At 63.2% G+C, this 17,784-nt stretch carries 19 protein-coding genes and 1 pseudogene; 6 read left to right on the top strand and 14 right to left on the bottom strand.

Features of this window, described 5'->3' with window-relative positions; all coding sequences use genetic code 11:
* Positions 1-702: 702 nt before the first annotated feature.
* Entirely contained in the window at positions 703-1,242 is a 540-nt protein-coding gene (locus AC4D2E_RS02740) for a hypothetical protein (RefSeq protein ID WP_490951590.1), read from the top strand.
* Positions 1,243-1,249: 7 nt separating this feature from the next.
* Here AC4D2E_RS02740 and AC4D2E_RS02735 read toward each other — a convergent pair whose 3' ends face one another.
* On the bottom strand, positions 1,250-1,435 hold the full coding sequence (locus tag AC4D2E_RS02735; RefSeq protein WP_490951589.1) for a hypothetical protein: 186 nt from the start codon (positions 1,433-1,435) through the stop codon (positions 1,250-1,252).
* Positions 1,436-1,806: 371 nt separating this feature from the next.
* Here AC4D2E_RS02735 and AC4D2E_RS02730 point away from each other — a divergent pair, with 371 nt between their 5' ends.
* Positions 1,807-2,097, top strand: a complete 291-nt coding sequence (locus AC4D2E_RS02730; protein ID WP_490909805.1) for a DUF1905 domain-containing protein — start codon at positions 1,807-1,809, stop codon at positions 2,095-2,097.
* A gap of 109 nt (positions 2,098-2,206) precedes the next feature.
* Positions 2,207-2,704 carry a GNAT family N-acetyltransferase gene (locus tag AC4D2E_RS02725; protein WP_490951588.1) on the top strand — a complete coding sequence of 166 codons (498 nt, stop codon included), beginning with the start codon at positions 2,207-2,209 and terminating at the stop codon, positions 2,702-2,704.
* Here the strand turns inward: AC4D2E_RS02725 and AC4D2E_RS02720 are convergent.
* The 7 genes from AC4D2E_RS02720 to AC4D2E_RS02690 all read right to left on the bottom strand — a co-directional run bounded on the left by AC4D2E_RS02720 (position 2,605) and on the right by AC4D2E_RS02690 (position 8,115).
* Positions 2,605-2,826 carry a helix-turn-helix domain-containing protein gene (locus AC4D2E_RS02720; RefSeq protein ID WP_490952309.1) on the bottom strand — a complete coding sequence of 74 codons (222 nt, stop codon included), beginning with the start codon at positions 2,824-2,826 and terminating at the stop codon, positions 2,605-2,607. The two genes, AC4D2E_RS02725 and AC4D2E_RS02720, sit on opposite strands and share 100 nt — an antisense overlap.
* Positions 2,827-3,227: 401 nt before the next feature.
* Entirely contained in the window at positions 3,228-3,860 is a 633-nt protein-coding gene (locus AC4D2E_RS02715) for a class F sortase (RefSeq protein ID WP_490909807.1), read from the bottom strand.
* A gap of 164 nt (positions 3,861-4,024) precedes the next feature.
* Entirely contained in the window at positions 4,025-5,224 is a 1,200-nt protein-coding gene (locus AC4D2E_RS02710) for an excalibur calcium-binding domain-containing protein (protein WP_490951587.1), read from the bottom strand.
* Positions 5,225-5,641: 417 nt separating this feature from the next.
* The gene (locus AC4D2E_RS02705; RefSeq protein WP_490909809.1) at positions 5,642-5,953 is read right to left on the bottom strand and encodes a hypothetical protein; all 312 of its coding nucleotides are present in this window, start codon (positions 5,951-5,953) and stop codon (positions 5,642-5,644) included.
* A 225-nt stretch (positions 5,954-6,178) separates the two neighbouring features.
* Positions 6,179-7,030: a phosphotransferase family protein gene (locus AC4D2E_RS02700; RefSeq protein WP_490951586.1), complete on the bottom strand. Its 852-nt coding sequence runs from the start codon at positions 7,028-7,030 to the stop codon at positions 6,179-6,181.
* A 188-nt stretch (positions 7,031-7,218) separates the two neighbouring features.
* Positions 7,219-7,743: a putative immunity protein gene (locus tag AC4D2E_RS02695; protein ID WP_490951585.1), complete on the bottom strand. Its 525-nt coding sequence runs from the start codon at positions 7,741-7,743 to the stop codon at positions 7,219-7,221.
* A gap of 75 nt (positions 7,744-7,818) precedes the next feature.
* Positions 7,819-8,115, bottom strand: coding sequence for a hypothetical protein (locus tag AC4D2E_RS02690; RefSeq protein ID WP_490951584.1), 297 nt, complete (start codon positions 8,113-8,115; stop codon positions 7,819-7,821).
* A 69-nt stretch (positions 8,116-8,184) separates the two neighbouring features.
* Here AC4D2E_RS02690 and AC4D2E_RS02685 point away from each other — a divergent pair, with 69 nt between their 5' ends.
* Positions 8,185-8,565 carry a hypothetical protein gene (locus AC4D2E_RS02685; RefSeq protein WP_490951583.1) on the top strand — a complete coding sequence of 127 codons (381 nt, stop codon included), beginning with the start codon at positions 8,185-8,187 and terminating at the stop codon, positions 8,563-8,565.
* A gap of 90 nt (positions 8,566-8,655) precedes the next feature.
* The gene (locus AC4D2E_RS02680) at positions 8,656-8,841 is read left to right on the top strand and encodes an NUDIX domain-containing protein (RefSeq protein WP_490951582.1); all 186 of its coding nucleotides are present in this window, start codon (positions 8,656-8,658) and stop codon (positions 8,839-8,841) included.
* Between the two features lie 1,654 nt (positions 8,842-10,495).
* Here AC4D2E_RS02680 and AC4D2E_RS02675 read toward each other — a convergent pair.
* The 5 genes and pseudogenes from AC4D2E_RS02675 to ychF all read right to left on the bottom strand — a co-directional run bounded on the left by AC4D2E_RS02675 (position 10,496) and on the right by ychF (position 15,193).
* The gene (locus AC4D2E_RS02675; RefSeq protein WP_490951581.1) at positions 10,496-11,038 is read right to left on the bottom strand and encodes a hypothetical protein; all 543 of its coding nucleotides are present in this window, start codon (positions 11,036-11,038) and stop codon (positions 10,496-10,498) included.
* Positions 11,039-11,055: 17 nt separating this feature from the next.
* Complete coding sequence (locus tag AC4D2E_RS02670; protein WP_490951580.1) at positions 11,056-12,978, bottom strand: hypothetical protein; 1,923 nt, start codon at positions 12,976-12,978, stop codon at positions 11,056-11,058.
* Between the two features lie 80 nt (positions 12,979-13,058).
* A pseudogene (locus AC4D2E_RS02665) lies at positions 13,059-13,232 on the bottom strand (transposase); the annotation flags it as partial.
* A gap of 419 nt (positions 13,233-13,651) precedes the next feature.
* Complete coding sequence (locus AC4D2E_RS02660) at positions 13,652-13,933, bottom strand: pyrophosphorylase (RefSeq protein WP_490951579.1); 282 nt, start codon at positions 13,931-13,933, stop codon at positions 13,652-13,654.
* A gap of 174 nt (positions 13,934-14,107) precedes the next feature.
* Positions 14,108-15,193 carry a redox-regulated ATPase YchF gene (gene ychF / locus AC4D2E_RS02655; protein WP_104166108.1) on the bottom strand — a complete coding sequence of 362 codons (1,086 nt, stop codon included), beginning with the start codon at positions 15,191-15,193 and terminating at the stop codon, positions 14,108-14,110.
* A 63-nt stretch (positions 15,194-15,256) separates the two neighbouring features.
* On the opposite strand from ychF, the gene AC4D2E_RS02650 reads away from it, so the two are divergent.
* Complete coding sequence (locus AC4D2E_RS02650; RefSeq protein WP_490909825.1) at positions 15,257-16,594, top strand: DNA recombination protein RmuC; 1,338 nt, start codon at positions 15,257-15,259, stop codon at positions 16,592-16,594.
* 61 nt (positions 16,595-16,655) lie between these two features.
* On the opposite strand, the gene AC4D2E_RS02645 is transcribed toward AC4D2E_RS02650, so the two are convergent.
* Positions 16,656-17,747 carry a 4-hydroxy-3-methylbut-2-enyl diphosphate reductase gene (locus AC4D2E_RS02645; RefSeq protein ID WP_104166112.1) on the bottom strand — a complete coding sequence of 364 codons (1,092 nt, stop codon included), beginning with the start codon at positions 17,745-17,747 and terminating at the stop codon, positions 16,656-16,658.
* Positions 17,748-17,784: the final 37 nt, after the last annotated feature.

Below are 17,784 nucleotides of genomic sequence, written 5' to 3'. Positions count from 1 at the left end.
GCCGATACCGAGCCGAGCCCGACGCCCACCCGGATCGACACTCAAAGAGGCGTGCCTACCGTTGAAGGTTAGGACAGTGCATGCTGCTGTGACCGCGGCTGCTCCCAGCCCCGCAGTAGCTGAGTAGTGCAACTTTTCCGGCTCTGTGACTGCTGCGCGAACACGCAACGAAAGCAGGGCGCCGAAGCCGCCGGCCAAACCCTACCTAGTCCCAAGGATCGCGCCCTCGAAGGCGAAGATCACCGATTGCCCAGGATCCACGCTCCAGCCGCGAATCGATCAGGGTCCAGAGCTGGTTGAGCGTGGGAGATGACGAACATCCCTATTCCGGCAATCAACCCCATGAAGCACCTGCCGTGGCACTACGAAGGGTGACGTCTGGTAATCGCGAAGATGACGTGCACGGATGCCGTACTCATAGCTGAAACACCGGCGAGGGCCTCGCTCCACGGCGGCAGATGATGAATGCTTGCGCGTGCATGGTCAAACCAATCCCTGCAGGCGCTCGGTGCCGTTCGGAGGTGTATCCGCGGTACGAGTCTGCCGGCTGTCCTTTTCGGCGCACTCCGCTTAGCTGGTCAATGCGGCGCGCTGGGACACCCAGATCGGGCCGACCTGGGACATGAATTCCTGTTCGCAGGCCTGCATCTCTTCATAACCGGGTGGGGTGTCCCCGCTGTAGGAGGACTGAAATCCGAGCTGGTGGCCGTCTTGCTCAGCGACGGGCCCGACCCCCCATCCTTTGTCCTGGACGCAGTTGCGTATCGCATCGACCGCGTCCCGGTACTCGGATTCAGTCACGACCAGATCTTCCAGGACAACCTGTTGGTATTCGCTGGTCCTGTTCCGCATCTCAAGCTTCTCCTCCTCGGAGAAGGACGGAGGGAAAGAGCAGCCGGCGAGCAGAAGAGCCGTACAGACGGCAGTAACAACACATTTCGTCCTGTTCCCCATAGGAGCATCCTGCCCCACGACGCGAGACCCGTCGAGGAACCACCTTCCGACGACTACGCCTCGGGCATCTGTCGGTCGGCACGAGGGGACATCACCGACGCCCCAGGTGTTGGTGCTGGCCAGATGACGATCATCGCGGTGGCGAGCGGCCCCAACAGCAGAGAGATCAGGAACCACGCCCACCGGGAGCGGTTCTTCTGCTCGGCGAGGCCCGCGTTGATCAGAGCGACCGCGAACCAGAAGAAGGCTCCGGATGACTCTGAACAGTCGTTCATTGGCCCGGAGTAATAGTTCATCACTGGTCAGGCTGTGAATCAGGGTTCGGACGCGGTGCAGCCTCGGCGTAGTAGGACCGTGTTCCGTGCTTCACGCCCAGACGGATGATGAGGTACAGCACAACCCCTGCGGCTGAGATCAGGATCAGCCACACCAGCAGGAAAATGAAAATCTCCGGTCCACCAAGAGCCATTACTACCCCCATGATTAATATCGGATACCCAGTGATCAGAGCCTAGTCATCGCATTGCGATAACCCACTCCAGACATGCCATGGCTGCGTTGGCTTATTATCGAACCGGGAAGTCGAATTCGTAGTCGTTTTACCTACCCGCCTGCTATCTGCGTGGCAGATAGCAGGTCATTCACAAACGCATCCTCTCCCGGATGGGTTCCGAACCTTGACTTTGCTGGGACCGCCCGCGAGCTACTCAAGACTGTGGCGGATAGATGTAAGTCTCGACTCGAGGTTGCCAGTGAGCCCCGATGCCCGGCTTGGTGTGAAGCATGCACTTGACTCGGAATCGTGATCGGCCAGCTGGGACAAGTATCCCTATGACCACCAGGAGGCCGCGCATGACAGATACCCCCAACTTCCCCGCCCTCAACATAACCTTCTCGGCGCAGATCATCGCCGACAACAACAGCGGATGGCTGTGCGTCCAGATGCCAGGTTCGGCCGAGGCATTCGGCACCGGGAGAGCCGTCAAAGTCGAAGGTACCGTCAACGGCCACGAGTACGCCGCTTCCATGTTGCCCGTTGGCGGTGGCACCCACATGATGCCGATTCGGGCTGCCTTGCGGAAGACTCTCGGCAAAGGCCTCGGAGACGTGGTCGACGTGCACCTGTCCGCGCGCACCGCCTGAGCGGCGTCCTACATCCAGTCAAGAATCCCTGCCGGACCACGGTTCGGGCGGGCCGCGGTAGTACCGCGCTCGGTAGGCTCGAAGAAGAGACGTGAGCGAGGGACACCATATGACTGAGGAGATAGCGGTTCGACAGTGCGCCGATGGAGATTTGGTCGCACTTGAGATGGCCGAACCACCAGGATCGGGCATCGCACGGACCCTTCTTCAACGCCAAGCCGCCGACCGTATCGTGTACGCCGCAGCCTGGCGGATGACCCAGCCGGTCGGGACCGTGGTCCTGGATCTGACCTCGGAATACACCCCCGAGCTGAAGCACCTGTTTGTTCAGGAAGCTGCTCGAGGTGGCGGGGTAGGCACAGCGCTCTGCGCCTGGATAGAGAATCACGCCACGCGGGCCAAATTCGACAGGCTCTACCTCGGCGTAGGCATCGAGAACCACGGTGCCCGCCGGCTCTATGAACGCCTGGGCTTCAGGCCCACGGGGCAGACAACCACGACGACCTATCAGTACGTCGACGACAATGGACAGAAGCAGTGGGCCACCGAGACAGATGACATCTTCGAGAAGATGCTGGCCGGCCTGGTCCGAGCCAGTGTCGAGTGAGACCACCCCGGGGCCGCGGAGATTCTGCGGATACACAACCCTGTTGCAACACCGCGAGAGATTTCCTCGCGCTCCTGATGAGTCAGGTGCCGGCGGTTCCGCCGAGGAACGTTCGGCTTGATGCCCCATGACCCCGGAGGAAGTACTGGACCACGTGCGCCGGTTGCCCTACCCGGTCACCGACCTGACGGAACGATTCACCGTCCCGCCACCCCTCCCAGATGGCCTGCTGCTGCTCCGTCGTGAGCTCCACACGCACCTGCACCACTCATCCTGCCAAGTAGTGGTGCATTGACCAGTTGAGGCCGCCATCGCTTCCTGAGACGGCGAATGACAGTCGGTAGCCCCTTTGGGCGCGCGCAAGAGGTACTCGTCCGTCCATCTTCATCGTGGGGGCCGAGCGTGCGCCGATCCCTCCAACCGCTGTTAAGTGGCGGCCCTATGTGGCGATAGGAGCAGTGAGGACCGGCATCGGGCGTCGGCCAACAAGCGCTTCAGTGGCTCGTCGTTGCAGCGCCGTCGATCAGTTTGCTACCGGCGTCGCATAGACGACCAGATTCTGCGTGTACACCCATGCGCCGTCGACGTTCTCCACCTCACCGCCACATGTCACGACAACGAGCTGGCGATCCCCTTCGGTCCTGAAGATCTGGTACGGGAGGGACTCCTTGTGGAGGACCGACATCTTGCTCACGACGTACTGGCGTACTTCTCCCTCGCTGTCCGTGACGTAGACAGGGGCGCCTTCCCGCACCTGGTGCAGAGGTCCCAGCGCACCCCAGGACCCGTCGGTGAAATTCACGTGCCCTGCTATCACCGTTGAACCGTCCTCGGCCTCAAGAGGAGCAGCCCCGGTGTACTGAGCGACCTTGGACGACTCAGGGAGCACCATCTCGCCGCTTTCTGCACCGCCTTCGACAATGGGCGCTGAAATGCCGACGGAGGGGATGTCGAGCGTCGATGGCGCGACCGGCACAGGAGCCGGTGCGGTTGACGGATCGGGTGATCGGGCTGCGTCTCTGGACGGCTCCTGCACGCCTTTCGGGTCGATCCCAGGCTGATCGCGGAGGGAATCCCCCTCTGATGCCTGCGTGACGTCGTGCGCCATCGGGGTCGGGTCCTGAGAGCCCCAGAAGAAGAACAACGCTGCGCCCATGCATGCAATTGCAAGGGTCACAGCGATGCCTGCTGGTCGTGCAGGCTTTCTCCGCGGGGAAACCGCGACCCTCTTACTCGGTACTGACATCATGGACCCTTCGGAGAAGGGTGGGCCGGCTGAAGACGTGCTTCAGCCGGCCCACGTCGTGGAGGCTCTGATACCTACGCTGCTGGCGTCTTCCTCCGGAGACGAACAAGGCCGAAAGCGAGAGCACCGAGCATCAGGCAGGACCCTGCGACACCGGCGGAGGTGAGACCGGAGGTCTGGGCAGTGCCGCCGTCGATGACCACGGCGGAGTCGGACCCGTCGGTCTCACACGCAATACCATCCTGGTCCCGGTCGAGAGCGGGGCTGTAGTGAGTCTGACCCTTCTCGATGTTGATCCACCCGGCGGCCTTCGCCGCTCCACAGTCTGCGTAGCCAGTGAAGATGTTCGCGTCGGTCTCCGGAGTCGCCTTCTCCGGCGCTGGCAGCTGCTCGGCGGGGCCTGCGGGAGCAATCACCTCGAGCATGAGCCCGGGGGTGCTTCCGTCCGGCTTCCACTGGGTGAAGAAGATCGGCTGGCGCTCATCGCCGACGACGATCGCATGGTCCCAGATGTAGATGCCCGCTTCGGTGACAACGATCGGTTCGGTGGTCACCTCACCAGTCCCATCGAACGATGTGACCACTGTGGCGATCGACTCGGGAATCCCGGTCCAGGCGGCGTCCACGGATTCGAAGGGACCAGCGAGGCGCGTTTGCACGTCGAGGGTCCTCCCGGCGAAGTTGTACCCCTTCAATGTCGTCGTGACCGCGCTTCCCCGCTCCACTCTCTCGGCACTCGGAGTCCACGAAAGGCTCGGGGCGAGGAGGTAATCAGTGGATGTTCCCTCAGCACCGTACTCGGTGCTCGTGTCCTGTTCGATGTATTCGGGGTTCGAACCGTCGGCAACGAGAATCGACGCCACGAACGTGTACCCGGCACCGTCCACGTAGGTCACATCCTGGGGAGTGAACGTGTATTCCCCGGGCCCTTCGGAGGTCGTGAAGGTCTCGCTGGATACAGGGCCCGGCACCTGAGCAGGCGCAGAGAATTTTCCTTCATGCTCGTAGACATCGACCCGTACCGTGACGAGCGCTTTCGTCCCGTTCACATCGGTCCATTCATCCCCTGCCACAGCGTCTACGTTCACCGTGACGGTGGCCTTGGAACCCACCGGGGTCACCGGTGCGACCGATAGGTCGATGGCTGGGGTGAATGGCACGCCTTCGGCTGCGTGAGCGGGGATTGCTGATCCAGCGCCTAACAGCAGGGCCGAGAGGGCCAGCATCGATACCCCCCTGACGAGGTGCGTTGATTGCTTGAGCGTGACCTTCATGTGATTCTTTCTGTCTGAGGTGAATGTCCGCGGATCTTGTCCTCGCATCATGGAATGCAATGGCCAGGACCGGGAGCGCGGGTGATTTGAGCAACTGGATACATCGTGGGAGACCGTCACGCGGGGAATGCCGCAGGAAATACGACGTCGTCCAGAACGGACCCTACCGACCAGTTGCAGCGACGAACAGCACAAGATGGTTACAGGATCGAACCATCATGTCCGGGTACACCGAACGAGTGCGTCAGTTGAGTTGCTTCGACAAGTGACGTGAACTGTAATGTCGCTCGGTAAAGGTTCTCGGTTCACTAGCATTTTCAGTCCCGACGTTATCCCCTACCACTGGACGCTCGACAATGTACTCGAAGTCGGTGGCTTGATTGTCCGCCGATTGCAGGCGTGGCCCGGCCAGCGGGATCAGCGCTTTTGCTTGCCCGCGGATGAGCAGAATCTGTGGTTCTGTTTCTTTGTGAGGTACAACCCGATCAGGGCAATCGCCAACAGAAGTAGGCCTGCTAGGGCAATGGTCAGTCCGAGATGGAGCAGGAGCCCAGGCACGATCGGTACCGCGGTGTGCCGCACACTGTGCGCGTACTGCATCAGGGCGAACATGCAGGCAGCGAGTGCGGCACCGAAAGCGAAGACGATCGTGCCGGTCGACTTCAATACCTTCATGCTTCCCCCAGTTCGGTCTCCGAATACCGGCATCTTCGTGTCGTACCAGTCCACCCTTCCAGCATTGACCAGCCGGAAACACCTTTCGCAGGCATACGGGGAGGAGCAGCACACGACAACACTCCTACTCGGCGTCGGTCCGCTGGGATGACAGAAGCAAATTCTCGGTAGAGGATCCCTTGATTGCACGAGCGCGCGGCGGGTCACGACGCGCTCTGGCACACGCTGTACGACCAGCGGAGTGGCAAAGCCGGACGGCGCTGGAAGCAGGATTGATCCTTAGAAGCGGGATATCGCTTCGTGCAGCATTCTGTGTCCGTGGGCCTCGAACACGGTGTCGCCGACGAGAAAGGACCACACTGCTGTGCCGACAGCTTCCCGCAGCAGATCAATCCGCCAGGTCTCCTTGCTACGTGGGTCCGGTCCGTAACCCTCGAAGAACGCCGCCTCCAACCAGGGTCGCTCTCTCCACTGCTGGGTGGCGAGGCGGCAGAGGTCCGTGGCGGCCGGCCGGAGATCGAACCGGCCGAAGTCGATCACGTGCAGCCAGGCGCCGTCGTGCAGCCAGTTCCGCGGCTGCCAGTCGCCGTGGGTTGGTGCGACGACGGCCGGGCCCGGCCGATCCGAGGCCAGGATGCGGCGTGCCTCCGACGCCACTTCGTAATCGATGCGGTGGCGCTGACCCAGCAGCTCGATCGCCTTCTGGGTCACGCGCATCTCGTAGCCTTCATCGACGCGTGCATGCTGATCGTGGAGTGATCGAAGGGAAGAGCCCGCCTGGGCGTACATGTCCGCGCACCACTCTGCATCTGAGCCCTCGACGAGCGTGCCGGGCAAATAGGCCGTGATGAGGACGTTCGCGGCCCTACTCGCCCCAACCAGCCGCCCGGTCCTGGCCTCCCGCACGAGCGGCTCCGTGTAGGTTTCATGGGCGGTGATTTCCCGCCCGATGTGATGATTCGAGGACGGAGCAGCTTTCACCACGAAGTCCCGATCTTCGGCTCGGACGTGCAAAACCCTGGTGTCGACCAGGTTCCAGGACAAGTCCTCCACCAGTAAGGGTGTTGGGAGCTGCCCGACGACGAATTTCGCCTGTTCCTCGCTCAGAAGCTCCCGATCCCAGCTGGTCATCGGAACAGTCTAGGTCGGTGTCCACGGAACGAAACCCACCACCTCGTGGCCCGGGCATACTGCGGGAATGAGTAACGGGGGCACGTGAGTTTTCGTCAGGATGGCGGGGCCTTCACGGCTGATTGGCGGGCCAGGAGTCGCTGCAGCGCTTCGCTCGTTCCGATGGGGAACGGTTTAGGGGCTGTTCCTCAGCGGAGTTCGTCCTCGAAGACGAACCAGCAGATGCTGTTTCTGCGGCTTTGGTCCTCGAGGACAAGGGGGCGGAGATGGGCGGGAACCTGCTGACGCTGCCAGTCGCGCTCAGCACGCGCGGCGTCCCGTTGGTGATCGCGTGGCGCTGCAGCTGCGGCAGCCTTGATGGCATAGGCGGCCGCGCCTAGGTCGTGTTCGGGAACATGTGCGACGCAGGCCGCTTGGCCAGCTGCGTATGCGGCAAACCGTGGACCACCACGCAGGGGACGCGCAGCGCCCATCGCGTGTCCTCCGATCGCTCGGGTGACCATCATCGTTGCTTCGCCACGCGTCCATGCTCGTGCTGCTTCGATCGCCGCACGAGGGCCGTCGTCACTAGGGTTTGATTCCTCGAACAGCCCTAGAACATGCTCGGCGCAGGTAGCTGCCCACAAGGCCAGGAGCTGGTGATCAGCCTCGGCCAATTGCCCACCGCGCCGAATGGACACGAGGCGAGGATCGCGAACAGCAGGAAGGATCATGAGACTGTTTCTTACCCCCTCTCCTCCCGGGCGGCAATACAACCTGCTGCTGCACGGTAGGGGATCCGCTGGCGGTCATCGGCGGTCGCGGGCAGGGACATGATCTGGCCAGGTCTCCCCGATCCCTCCCGGTCCATACACATTCTCGACGAACCCGCGGACCTCCGCGACGAGCTCTTCTCGTGTCATGCGGGCCGCATCATCCGAGGTGATTCCTCCCGTCCCGGACGTGACCCGCCGGACGCTGAAGCCATACGTTCCATCGGCTGGTCCGTTGAGCCACGCGAAGTCATAGGACAAGGCCCCACCGGGCTGTCGTCTTTCACTGACGCGGAACACTTCGTGCTCGACCGTGACGTCAAAGGAATCCATCCGGTGATCCTAGGACCAGTTCCTGCACACTGAGGCGATATGGGAAGACACTGGATCAATGCTGGCCTGGTGGGGGTACCACGGATCTTCGTCGCGGGAATCATCTCTCTCTTCCTGCACCCTCAACTCACCCTCACCCTCGAAGACGTGATGGACGGCGAATACACCGGAAAAGACGTCACCACCGACGTCGTCGAGATCACCGGCACGGCCTGTGGCAGCGAAATCATATGCGTCGAGGCATACAGCACAGCGGAAGCCCACTGCTACCGCTTCCGAACCCACGCAGCGGCGACAGAGTACGAGTCAACCCGTGAGGACGGCTTCAGCGTGAACTACTTCGTCATGGACTTCGCCGGCGAGGAAGCATCCGAGGACGACCAGCGGTTCGCGATGCAGGTCCTGGCCGGTATGTGGAACGACTACGAAGGCGACATCCCTGCCCGCTGACCAAACGTTATCCGGTTGACTGTGACAGTGCTGACAGAGGCCCCGAACGGGTCGGTGAGGTGCACCGCAAGAGGTCCGTTGAGTGAAGCGGTGACCCGTGAAGTCCAGAAAGTTGTTTGCTATGTCGTGCAGGAGGGGCACCTCCTGGTGCTCACGCACGACGCATTACCCATGACGGAGGCCGGCGTCCAAGTGCCCGCCCGCTCCATCGAACCCGGAAAAACTCCGGAGGAAGCCGCGGTCCGCGAACTCTTCGAAGAGCGGTATTTCCAGTGATTCAGGCGAAAAACTTATACATTGAATCTGAATTCCACCACGTTCCGTAGCCAACCAACGTCACAGAGGGGTCGCATCCGCAATAACGTCCTCATGCTCAGCGGCGGGCGACCGTTGCCCGGTGGCGTCACCGACGGGGGCGCCTATATGGCTCGGGCCACCACCAGCGATGTCGTGATCGGCGCTCAGCCCGGCGACGAGCAGTGTCCAGATAATCCTCGCGCGCCGGGGCGAAGACCGACTCAGGCAGACGCAACGGGGCACGGCTCAACTCACGTCCTGCCAGTAGGTCGCTGATTGCCCTCGGTATCAGCCGCATCCCCCCAGAACCCTTCACGGAGCGCCTGAGCTGCTCGCCCTGCTCCGTGAGCCGCATCCCCCAGGATGAGTCGACCTCAGCAAGGCCCGAACCTATCAGGACGGATATTGCCGTCTCCATCTGTTCCCGTGAAGGGACGTCGGCCTGCAGCATGTCCCATCCCGATAGCAGCCCCCGTATCGATGAGGGGTACCTACCACGACGCAGCAGGGTCATGAGCGTCGCGGCGTCCTCTATTTCCCTACGGTCCATGACCTTGACGCTAACGCGCTTCGAGCCCCAATCAGATCAGGAACAATCGTCATCACGAACGTGTCTTGCGTTCCCATTGACAGAGGCAGCAAAGACAGAAAGGCCCGAGTTACGATCAGCATCTCGGGCCTTTCTCAAGCAATTGGCAAACTTCTACACATTGAATCTGAATTCAACCACGTTCCGTAGCCGAATAACGTCTGAGCTCACCGTGGTTCGTCGGCTTCATGGTCGATGCCCTGTCCAGCCAGCCACTGCTGGTCGACTCCCCCACATCCCGACCAGCAGGGGCTGAACGGCGTGCAGCACAAGTTGTTGCGGCCCTGAAAGACTGCTGCTTTCGCCGCAGCCGGGTTCAGAGGGAGCACCGCTTCAGAAGATCCTCTGCTGAGAGCCGGCTCCAAGGCTGAGCCCACAGCTTCCGCTAGCTCGCCCACTAAATCGCGCGCCGCCTGCTCCAGCCAGGCACGTTCGAACCTGCGTTACACCCTCGGGAATCTGATAGACCTGTAGGGTCCGAACCGCCGGAAAAGTGAGGCCGCTCACGGACCGGCACTGACGCTCAAAAAAGGGTTCGTGCCGCTGAGGACCGGCCCTTGAGGCCGCCTCGAACTGCCGGTGTCGATACAGGGTGAAAGTCGCCCTACAAGGCCGCATACATCCTCAGGGCATCAGCCTGGAACCTCGATCCGAACACATACGGCAGACGCATGGACAGGCGCGATACATGCGGGGAACTCAGTTCCGAAATGTCCGCGACGGTGTGTCCACGTTCGATGCACGGCCCACGGAAAACACTGGGCCCGAACGCAGGTAGATCACGCCTGCGTACGGTACACAAAGGACGCTGGCCACGCTGGCAGCCAGCCTCCTTCTCCAATTATTAAGAGCAAGTGCAAAGAATCTCCCTGGGTGCTTACTCGTTGTCCACGCGGTTGGAGGCGATGAATGTGTGGTTGTTCATGCGCATGCTCCCTTCTTCGAATGGTGTCGATCGCACAGTTGAGTTTGCCGTCTCCGGGGCCCACTAGTAGTGCTGTTCGAACTCATTGCAATTGATGGGGTCCTTTCCATCCCCCGCCTTTAGAAATCGCCGCCCGGGTAGATGCCCTCGGGCAAAGTGAAACACGCAGATCCGGATGCGATACGGATTTCGTTCGGGGACAATCCTTCGGAGACGAGGTGGCTCTCCCCTGGAGCAGGCGGGTCGATCTGGATCCGATAGATTTCATCTTCGTTCCTATCGACTTCGTCCCTATCGACGGATATTTCGGTTCCGTTCGCCCGGTAGTGGGCTTCGATGGTTTTCACGATGGGCTCTATCTCGGTTCCTTCGGCGACCGTGATCGTGGTTGAAGCAGCCCAGTGGTGCTGGGTCTCGTTGCAGGACAGAAGCGTGCCCGTCTGCTGTTGATCGATCGAGAGAACAGCGTCTTCCGGGATCAGTGCGGCGATCTCCCGTTGCATGGCCTGGGTGTGGGCTTTGGCTTCCTGCCAGGTAAGTTCAGCTTCCATCGGTTCCTCCTGTGTTTGAGCAGCCGTTGGCTCAGGTGGCTCGGTCGGATCTGCGTTTGGGTTTCCTGCACAGCCGGCAAGCCCGATCAGACCCACCAGCAACAACGCCATGGCATCGCTTCGCGCCCTCATCGAGTCACAGTTCTCAGCATTTTTTCGAGCGCTTTCATGTTGTCCTCGCTGTCGGTGGCGATGAGGCTGTGGTTATCCATGAGGATGCTCCCTTCTTCGACGCTGTTGATCGCACCGTCGAGTTCGTCGTCGTCGGGGCCGCGGTAGTAGTTCTGGTCGAACTCGTCGCGATGAATCGGGTTGTTCCCATCCCACACAACCCCTCGATTCGTGAAGGGGTTGGTGACTCCCTGACCGTGGATGAGCACATCGTAGTAGTACAGGTTCGAGTATTCCGTAGTCGGTTGGGGTTCCCAGTCCGGGAGCATCCCGGCCCCGGCGAGGGAAATCACTTTGTCATACCGGGCTCCGGCGACTTCGGAGCTGGTGACGTTTGTCAGGCCCCAGCTGTGTCCGATGCCGGTTTGTTCGGCACCGTTCAGGTAGGGATCCGTGCGCATCCCGGACTCGAAGGATGCCAGTTGCTGCCCGGACGCGCGTGCAAGGTCCTGATCGTTCGCCTCGCCGATTCTCCCCATGTTCGGGCCGCCGGCTGTGTCCTCCTCTCCAGGGAATCGCCCATCCTTGTAGACGAAAGCTACCGTCCCTGGCGCCTGTCTCCTGAGGTATTTCGACACCTGCTGTACCCCGCCGGTGTAGAAGCTGTTCATTCCGGTGAATGTCCCCGGAACGTAGGTGATCACGTGCCGTGTGTCGGGCTCTGGAGTGCCGATCATTTCCACAATCCGGGATCGATCCCGGTCGTAGAGGTAGAGCTGGACGTCCCCGGCTTCCACCTGCTTCAGGTATGCCACCGCATTCTGCAGCATCTCCGTTCGGTTCGGGTCGTGGCGGGCTTGCCCGGTCCCCGACAACTTCAGGGCTGTTTCCAGATCCTTCTCCGCCGCACGGAGCAGGCTTGGCGCGTTCAACTGGTTGGCCCGTACCCTGGCCAGTGCGGGCATCCCGTCCAAGGCGCCGAACATCGCCGGAGCCGCAGCCAGCAGAAGCTCCTGCCGCTGCGAGACGCCGGCCACGTCCGCGGCGGCGCCGGCCCCCGTGTTCATGCCCGCCCACCAAGCCCCGATCGTCGACGGATCCATGCGCTGAAGGGTCTGCTGCCATCCGGTCAATGTTGCCAGCGCTTTGATATCCGCCGGCGTCGCAGTGGACAGATAGCTCAGGAGGGCCGCATTCGATAAGGACGCCGGTACGGTGGCAAGCACAAGGACGTCGTTCGATACCGTCACCTGACCGACATGTCCGCTGCCACCGGCAGCACGGAACATCGAAGCGATGTCGGAAAGCCGGGTCGCGTCCTGCTGGTTGTCCTCCAGGAACCGCCGCAGCCCACTACCGACAGCATCGAGATCAGAGTGCGCCCAAGAGCATTCCCGCTCGAACTCTGACGCTGCTGCACCGACTCCGTCAGCCGCACCCCGGGCTGTGTCGTCTTGGATCCTGAAGGTCGACACCGCGGAGTCCAGGGTGGCAGGGTCAGCGGAACTCGCCCCGGCAGTGCTTCCGCTCGCCCAGGCACGCAACCCCTGCCGTGCAATGTCCGCGTTCACCGACGGACGGTCGGTCTCCTCCGTGGACGGGCGCGGCTCCACATCCACTGCGACACCACTGCCAGCGCTCGCCCACCCGGCGGCAAGAACCCACGCCGTCAGCTCACTCAGGCGACGCTGCTCGACCTCCGCGGCGCACTTCGCCTTCTGGACCTGACGTGCGACATCGTCCAGCATATGGACCAACTCTGAACGGGCCGCCCGTTCAGCGGCAACGTTCTCCCGGAAACAGTCCGCGAACACGCCCCGGAATTCCGCACAAGCCGCCGTTGAAACCGACTCCCGTCCGCCGCGTTGATCCTGCAATGCACGTGCCGCATCTCGACATGCGCCGATCAGACGATCGGCGACCCCCGTATCGAAATTCATTCAAACTTCCTCAGACAAACGAACAGGCACGCGCCACGACAAACCCAACCCAATACGGCTCTTCGGACATCGGGTGGGGGTCATTGTTCGAGGCCGCCGGCGGCGAGGAGCATGCGGAGCCGGTAGTTGCGGCGATTGCGGTAGCCTCGGGCGAGGCGACGGTGGCGTTCGATGATGCCGTTGATGGCCACTGTGCCGCCGTTGTTCGCGCGGTGGGTCGTGAAGTAGGCAAGGAAGACCTGACGCCAGCGCCGCCCGCCGCACCGTGCCCGCCACCGCGTAGTCGAACCGCCCACCATGGGAGGCATCCGATTCCGGCAACAACGGCATCTCCACGAAATCGGTCACAACGAACGCCCCCCAGACACAGAAACAACAGCAAGAAACTAACAGGAAGAACCACTACATCCGCCGGGCAGAGACCCACACGGGAAAAGCACGAAGAAAAGAGACCTACAACAAGAAGAGACCTATAAGAAAAGAGACCTGCAACAACCACGACCGGCGGAGGACGCCCCCGCACACGGCAGAACAACCCAAAAAGACCCGCTCTGCGAAAACCCGGTCAGGAGATGCCAGTACCGGGAAGGCTACTGTCTCGATGACGATCCGCTGACCGCACCACTCCACCATGTGGCACGATCAGCGGGACGTCACTACGAAAGGCTCGTGCTCAGGCGCCGCCGCCGGCGGAGAAGATGTCCTGGGAGATCTTCTGCAGCTGCGTGCGCAGCTCCTCGAGCTCCTGCTTCGCCTTGTCCAGCGCCGCCTTCGTCTCCGGCCACGTGGACCCGCGGAACTGCGTGGCCAACGGCCCGTCCCAGATATTCGGGTCCGACAGGATCCTGCCCTGCGCATCAAGCGCGGAGATCTGATCGGAGAACCCACCATTGATGATCGACTCGACCTGACCGATAGCAGCCTTCGCTTGCTCGGTAGACAACACACGCGACATGAAAAATATCCTCCCCCAGAGACCACCGCTTCAATGCCGGATGAAGAATCACCGGCGAGCGGACGCTGATGACCCTACCAATACCAACCCGGTGAATCTAGACCGGCAAGAACGACCACACGTTCAGGTCCAGGCCCCTGACCCGGTGAATTGAGCCTACAAATCAGCACGCAATTACACATTAAATCGGAACTCAACCACGTCGCCGTCGGACATGACGTATTCCTTGCCCTCGATGCGGACCTTGCCGCGGGATTTGGCCTCGCTCATCGAGCCGGCGTCGATGAGGTCCACGAAATGGACCACCTCGGCCTTGATGAAGCCACGCTGGAAGTCGGAGTGGATGACTCCGGCGGCCTCGGGCGCCGTCGCACCCTTCTTGATCGTCCAGGCCCGACTCTCCTTGGGCCCCGCCGTGAGGTAGGTCTGGAGGCCGAGGGTGTGGAAGCCGACGCGGGCGAGCTGGTCGAGGCCCGACTCGTCCTGGCCGTTCATCTCGAGCATCTCGCGGGCCTCGGCCTCGTCGAGTTCCACGAGGTCGGCTTCGAGTTTGGCGTCGAGGAAGATGGCGTCGGCGGGGGCGACGAGCTGCCGCAGCTCCGCCTGGCGCTCCTCGCTGCCGAGCACGGCGTCGTCGACGTTGAACACGTAGATGAAGGGCTTGGCCGTGAGCAGGCTGAGTTCGCGCAGGTGCTCCATCTCGAGCTTGTCGCTGGTGACCGAGGCGAAGATCGTGTCGCCGCGCTCGAGGACGGACTGCGCGGCCTGCATGGCGGTCAGCTGCGCGGCCTCGCGCTTCTTGATCTTCACTTCCTTCTCGACGCGCGGGATGGCCTTCTCCAGCGTCTGCAGGTCGGCGAGGATCAGTTCGGTGTTGATGGTCTCCATGTCGGAGCTGGGGTCCACCTTGCCGTCGACGTGGATGACGTCCGGGTCGTCGAACACGCGGATGACCTGGGCGATGGCCTCCGCCTCACGGATGTTCGCCAGGAACTGGTTGCCGAGGCCCTCGCCCTCGGACGCGCCCTTGACGATGCCGGCGATGTCCACGAAGGAGACGGTCGCGGGCAGGATCTGCTTGGACCCGAAGACTTCGGCGAGCTGCGCCAGACGCGGATCGGGCAGGCTGACCACGCCGACGTTCGGCTCGATGGTCGCGAACGGGTAGTTCGCCGCCAGGACGTTGTTGCGCGTCAGAGCGTTGAAGAGGGTTGATTTGCCGACGTTGGGCAGTCCGACGATGCCGATAGTAAGAGCCACGGGAGACAAGTCTACCGGTGAGCAATGTCGGGGAATGTCGGAGGTTCCTGCAACAGTGTGGGCATGAGCACAACCGCCGTCCTCCTCGTCGTCCTCGCCTTCGTCCTCGGGTGCGCCGTCGGCGCCTTCATGGTGGCGCGATCCCTCCGGCCGCGCGCCGAGGAGCTCCGGGCGGAGCTCGACGACGCGACCGCCCGGCTCGGACGCACGACGACGGACCTCGCGGCGGCCGCCGCGCAGCGGGACCTCCTGCAGCAGCACAATCGCGAACTGACCGGCAAGACGTCGACGGACAACGACGTCCTGCGCGCCCTCGCCCCGGTCGCCGAGAAGCTCACGCAGGTCCAGCGGCAGGTGGGCCTGCTGGAGCGCGACCGCGTGGAACAGTACGGGCAGCTCGCCCGGCAGCTCGAGGAGTCACGGGAAGCGGACGCCCTGCTGCTGTCCACGACGCATTCCCTCGCCGGGGCGCTGCGCAGCAACAGTGCGCGCGGCCAGTGGGGCGAGATCCAGCTGCGGCGGGTCGTCGAGGCGGCGGGCATGCTGTCACGGGTCGATTTCCTGGAGCAGGTCTCGGTCGCCGCCGGCAGCGACGGCGAGACGGCACGGCCCGACATGGTGGTGCAGCTTCCGGGCGACAAGCAGCTCGTCATCGACGCCAAGGTGCCGCTGAGCGCCTTCCTCGCCGCGCAGGAGCTGGCGGGCGCAGCCGACGGATCCGCGGACGCGGGGGCCGTGGCCGGATTCGAGGCGCGGCGTGCGGAGCTGCTGAAGCAGCACAGCAAGGCACTCCGGGCGCACGTCGATGCCCTGGCCCGCAAGAAGTACTGGGAAGGGGCGACGAACTCCCCCGAGCTCGTCATCTGCTTCATCCCCGTCGAGTCTGTCCTGTCCGAGGCCCTGCGCGCGGATCCCGAGCTGCTGGACTACGCGTTCGGCCGCAGCGTGGCCCTCGCCTCCCCGGTGTCCCTGCTCGGCATCCTCAAGGGTGCCGCCTTCAGCTGGCGCCAGGCCGTCCTCACGGACAACGCGCGGGAACTGTTCGACCTGTCCAAGCAGCTGTACGAGCGCCTCGGCACCATGGGCGGGCACGTCACCCGCCTAGGGTCCTCCCTGAAGACATCGGTGGAACGCTACAACTCCTTCGTCGGCGCACTCGAGTCGAGGGTCCTGCCCACGGCGCGGCGCATCGGCGCCTTCGACTCGGCGTCACTCGACGTCGTCGACGCTGCAGCTGAAGGCTCCGACGCCGGCGGACCCAGCGCCGAGGTGAGCCTGCTCGGCACCGCCCGGGCGCAGCGGATCGGCAGTCCGGCGGCCTCCGGAGAGTCGGCCGCCTCGATCGACGCCACGCCGCGGTCCCTCACCGCCCACGAACTCCTCGACGGGACGGCGGGCTAGGGCTGCTGCAGCCGGTTCCGGCCGTCCCTCGCCCCTGCTTGCGTCCCTGCCTGTCTGAAGGTCAGTTCAGCGAGGTCCGGTCCGCCCCGCGTCCGCCCCGTCCCTGCGACGGGTCCCCCATCGCCTTGAGGGCGGCGCGGATCTCCTTGGGCAGGGAGAAGATGATGTCCTCCTGCGCCGTCACGACTTCCTCGACCTGCCCGTAGCCGTACTCGGCGAGCAGCCGCAGCACGTCCTGGACGAGGTTCTCCGGGACGGAGGCCCCGGAGGAGATGCCGACGGTCGCCACGCCCTCGAACCAGGACTCGTCCACTTCGTTCGCGAAATCGACGCGGTACGCCGCCCGGGCGCCGTACTCGAGCGCCACCTCCACCAGGCGGACGGAGTTCGAGGAGTTGGCCGATCCCACCACGATGACGAGGTCCGTCTGCGGCGCGATCTTCTTGATGGCCGCCTGCCGGTTCGAGGTGGCGTAGCAGATGTCGTCGCTCGGCGGGTCCTGCAGCGTCGGGAAGCGCTCCTTGAGGAGATTCACGGTCAGCATGGTCTCGTCCACGCTCAGTGTGGTCTGCGAGAGCCAGATGAGCCGCTCGGGGTCGCGCACCTGCACCTTGTCGACGTCCTCCGGCCCGTTGACGATCTGGATGTGGTCGGGGGCCTCGCCGGCCGTCCCCTCCACTTCCTCATGGCCCTCGTGGCCGATCAGGAGGATGTCGAAATCGTCCCGGGCGAAGCGCTGGGCCTCCTTGTGCACCTTCGTCACGAGGGGGCAGGTGGCGTCGATGGTGCGCAGCCCGCGGTCCTCCGCCGACTGCACGACGGCGGGCGAGACGCCGTGGGCCGAGAAGACGACGAGCGCCCCCTCGGGGACCTCGTCGGTCTCGTCCACGAAGATGGCGCCCTTCGCCTCGAGCGTGGAGACGACGTGCAGGTTGTGCACGATCTGCTTGCGCACGTAGACCGGGGGCCCGTAGTGCTCGAGGGCCTTCTCGACGGCGATGACGGCACGGTCCACACCGGCGCAGTACCCGCGGGGGGCTGCGAGCAGCACCGTCTTCTCCCCTGCTACCGGCGCAGCGGCGAGCACGTCCGCAGGCGTGCGGCGCCTGCGCGGGATGGTGGGCATGGGGACCTGAACGGTGGTACTGGTCATGCGCCGATTCTACCGGCTCGCCGAGCCGCGCCCGCGT

It is taken from the genome of Arthrobacter sp. TJ-265, assembly GCF_058269135.1.
The sequence above is the reverse complement of the archived record's forward strand: the minus strand, read 5'-3'. Positions and strand labels throughout refer to the sequence as shown.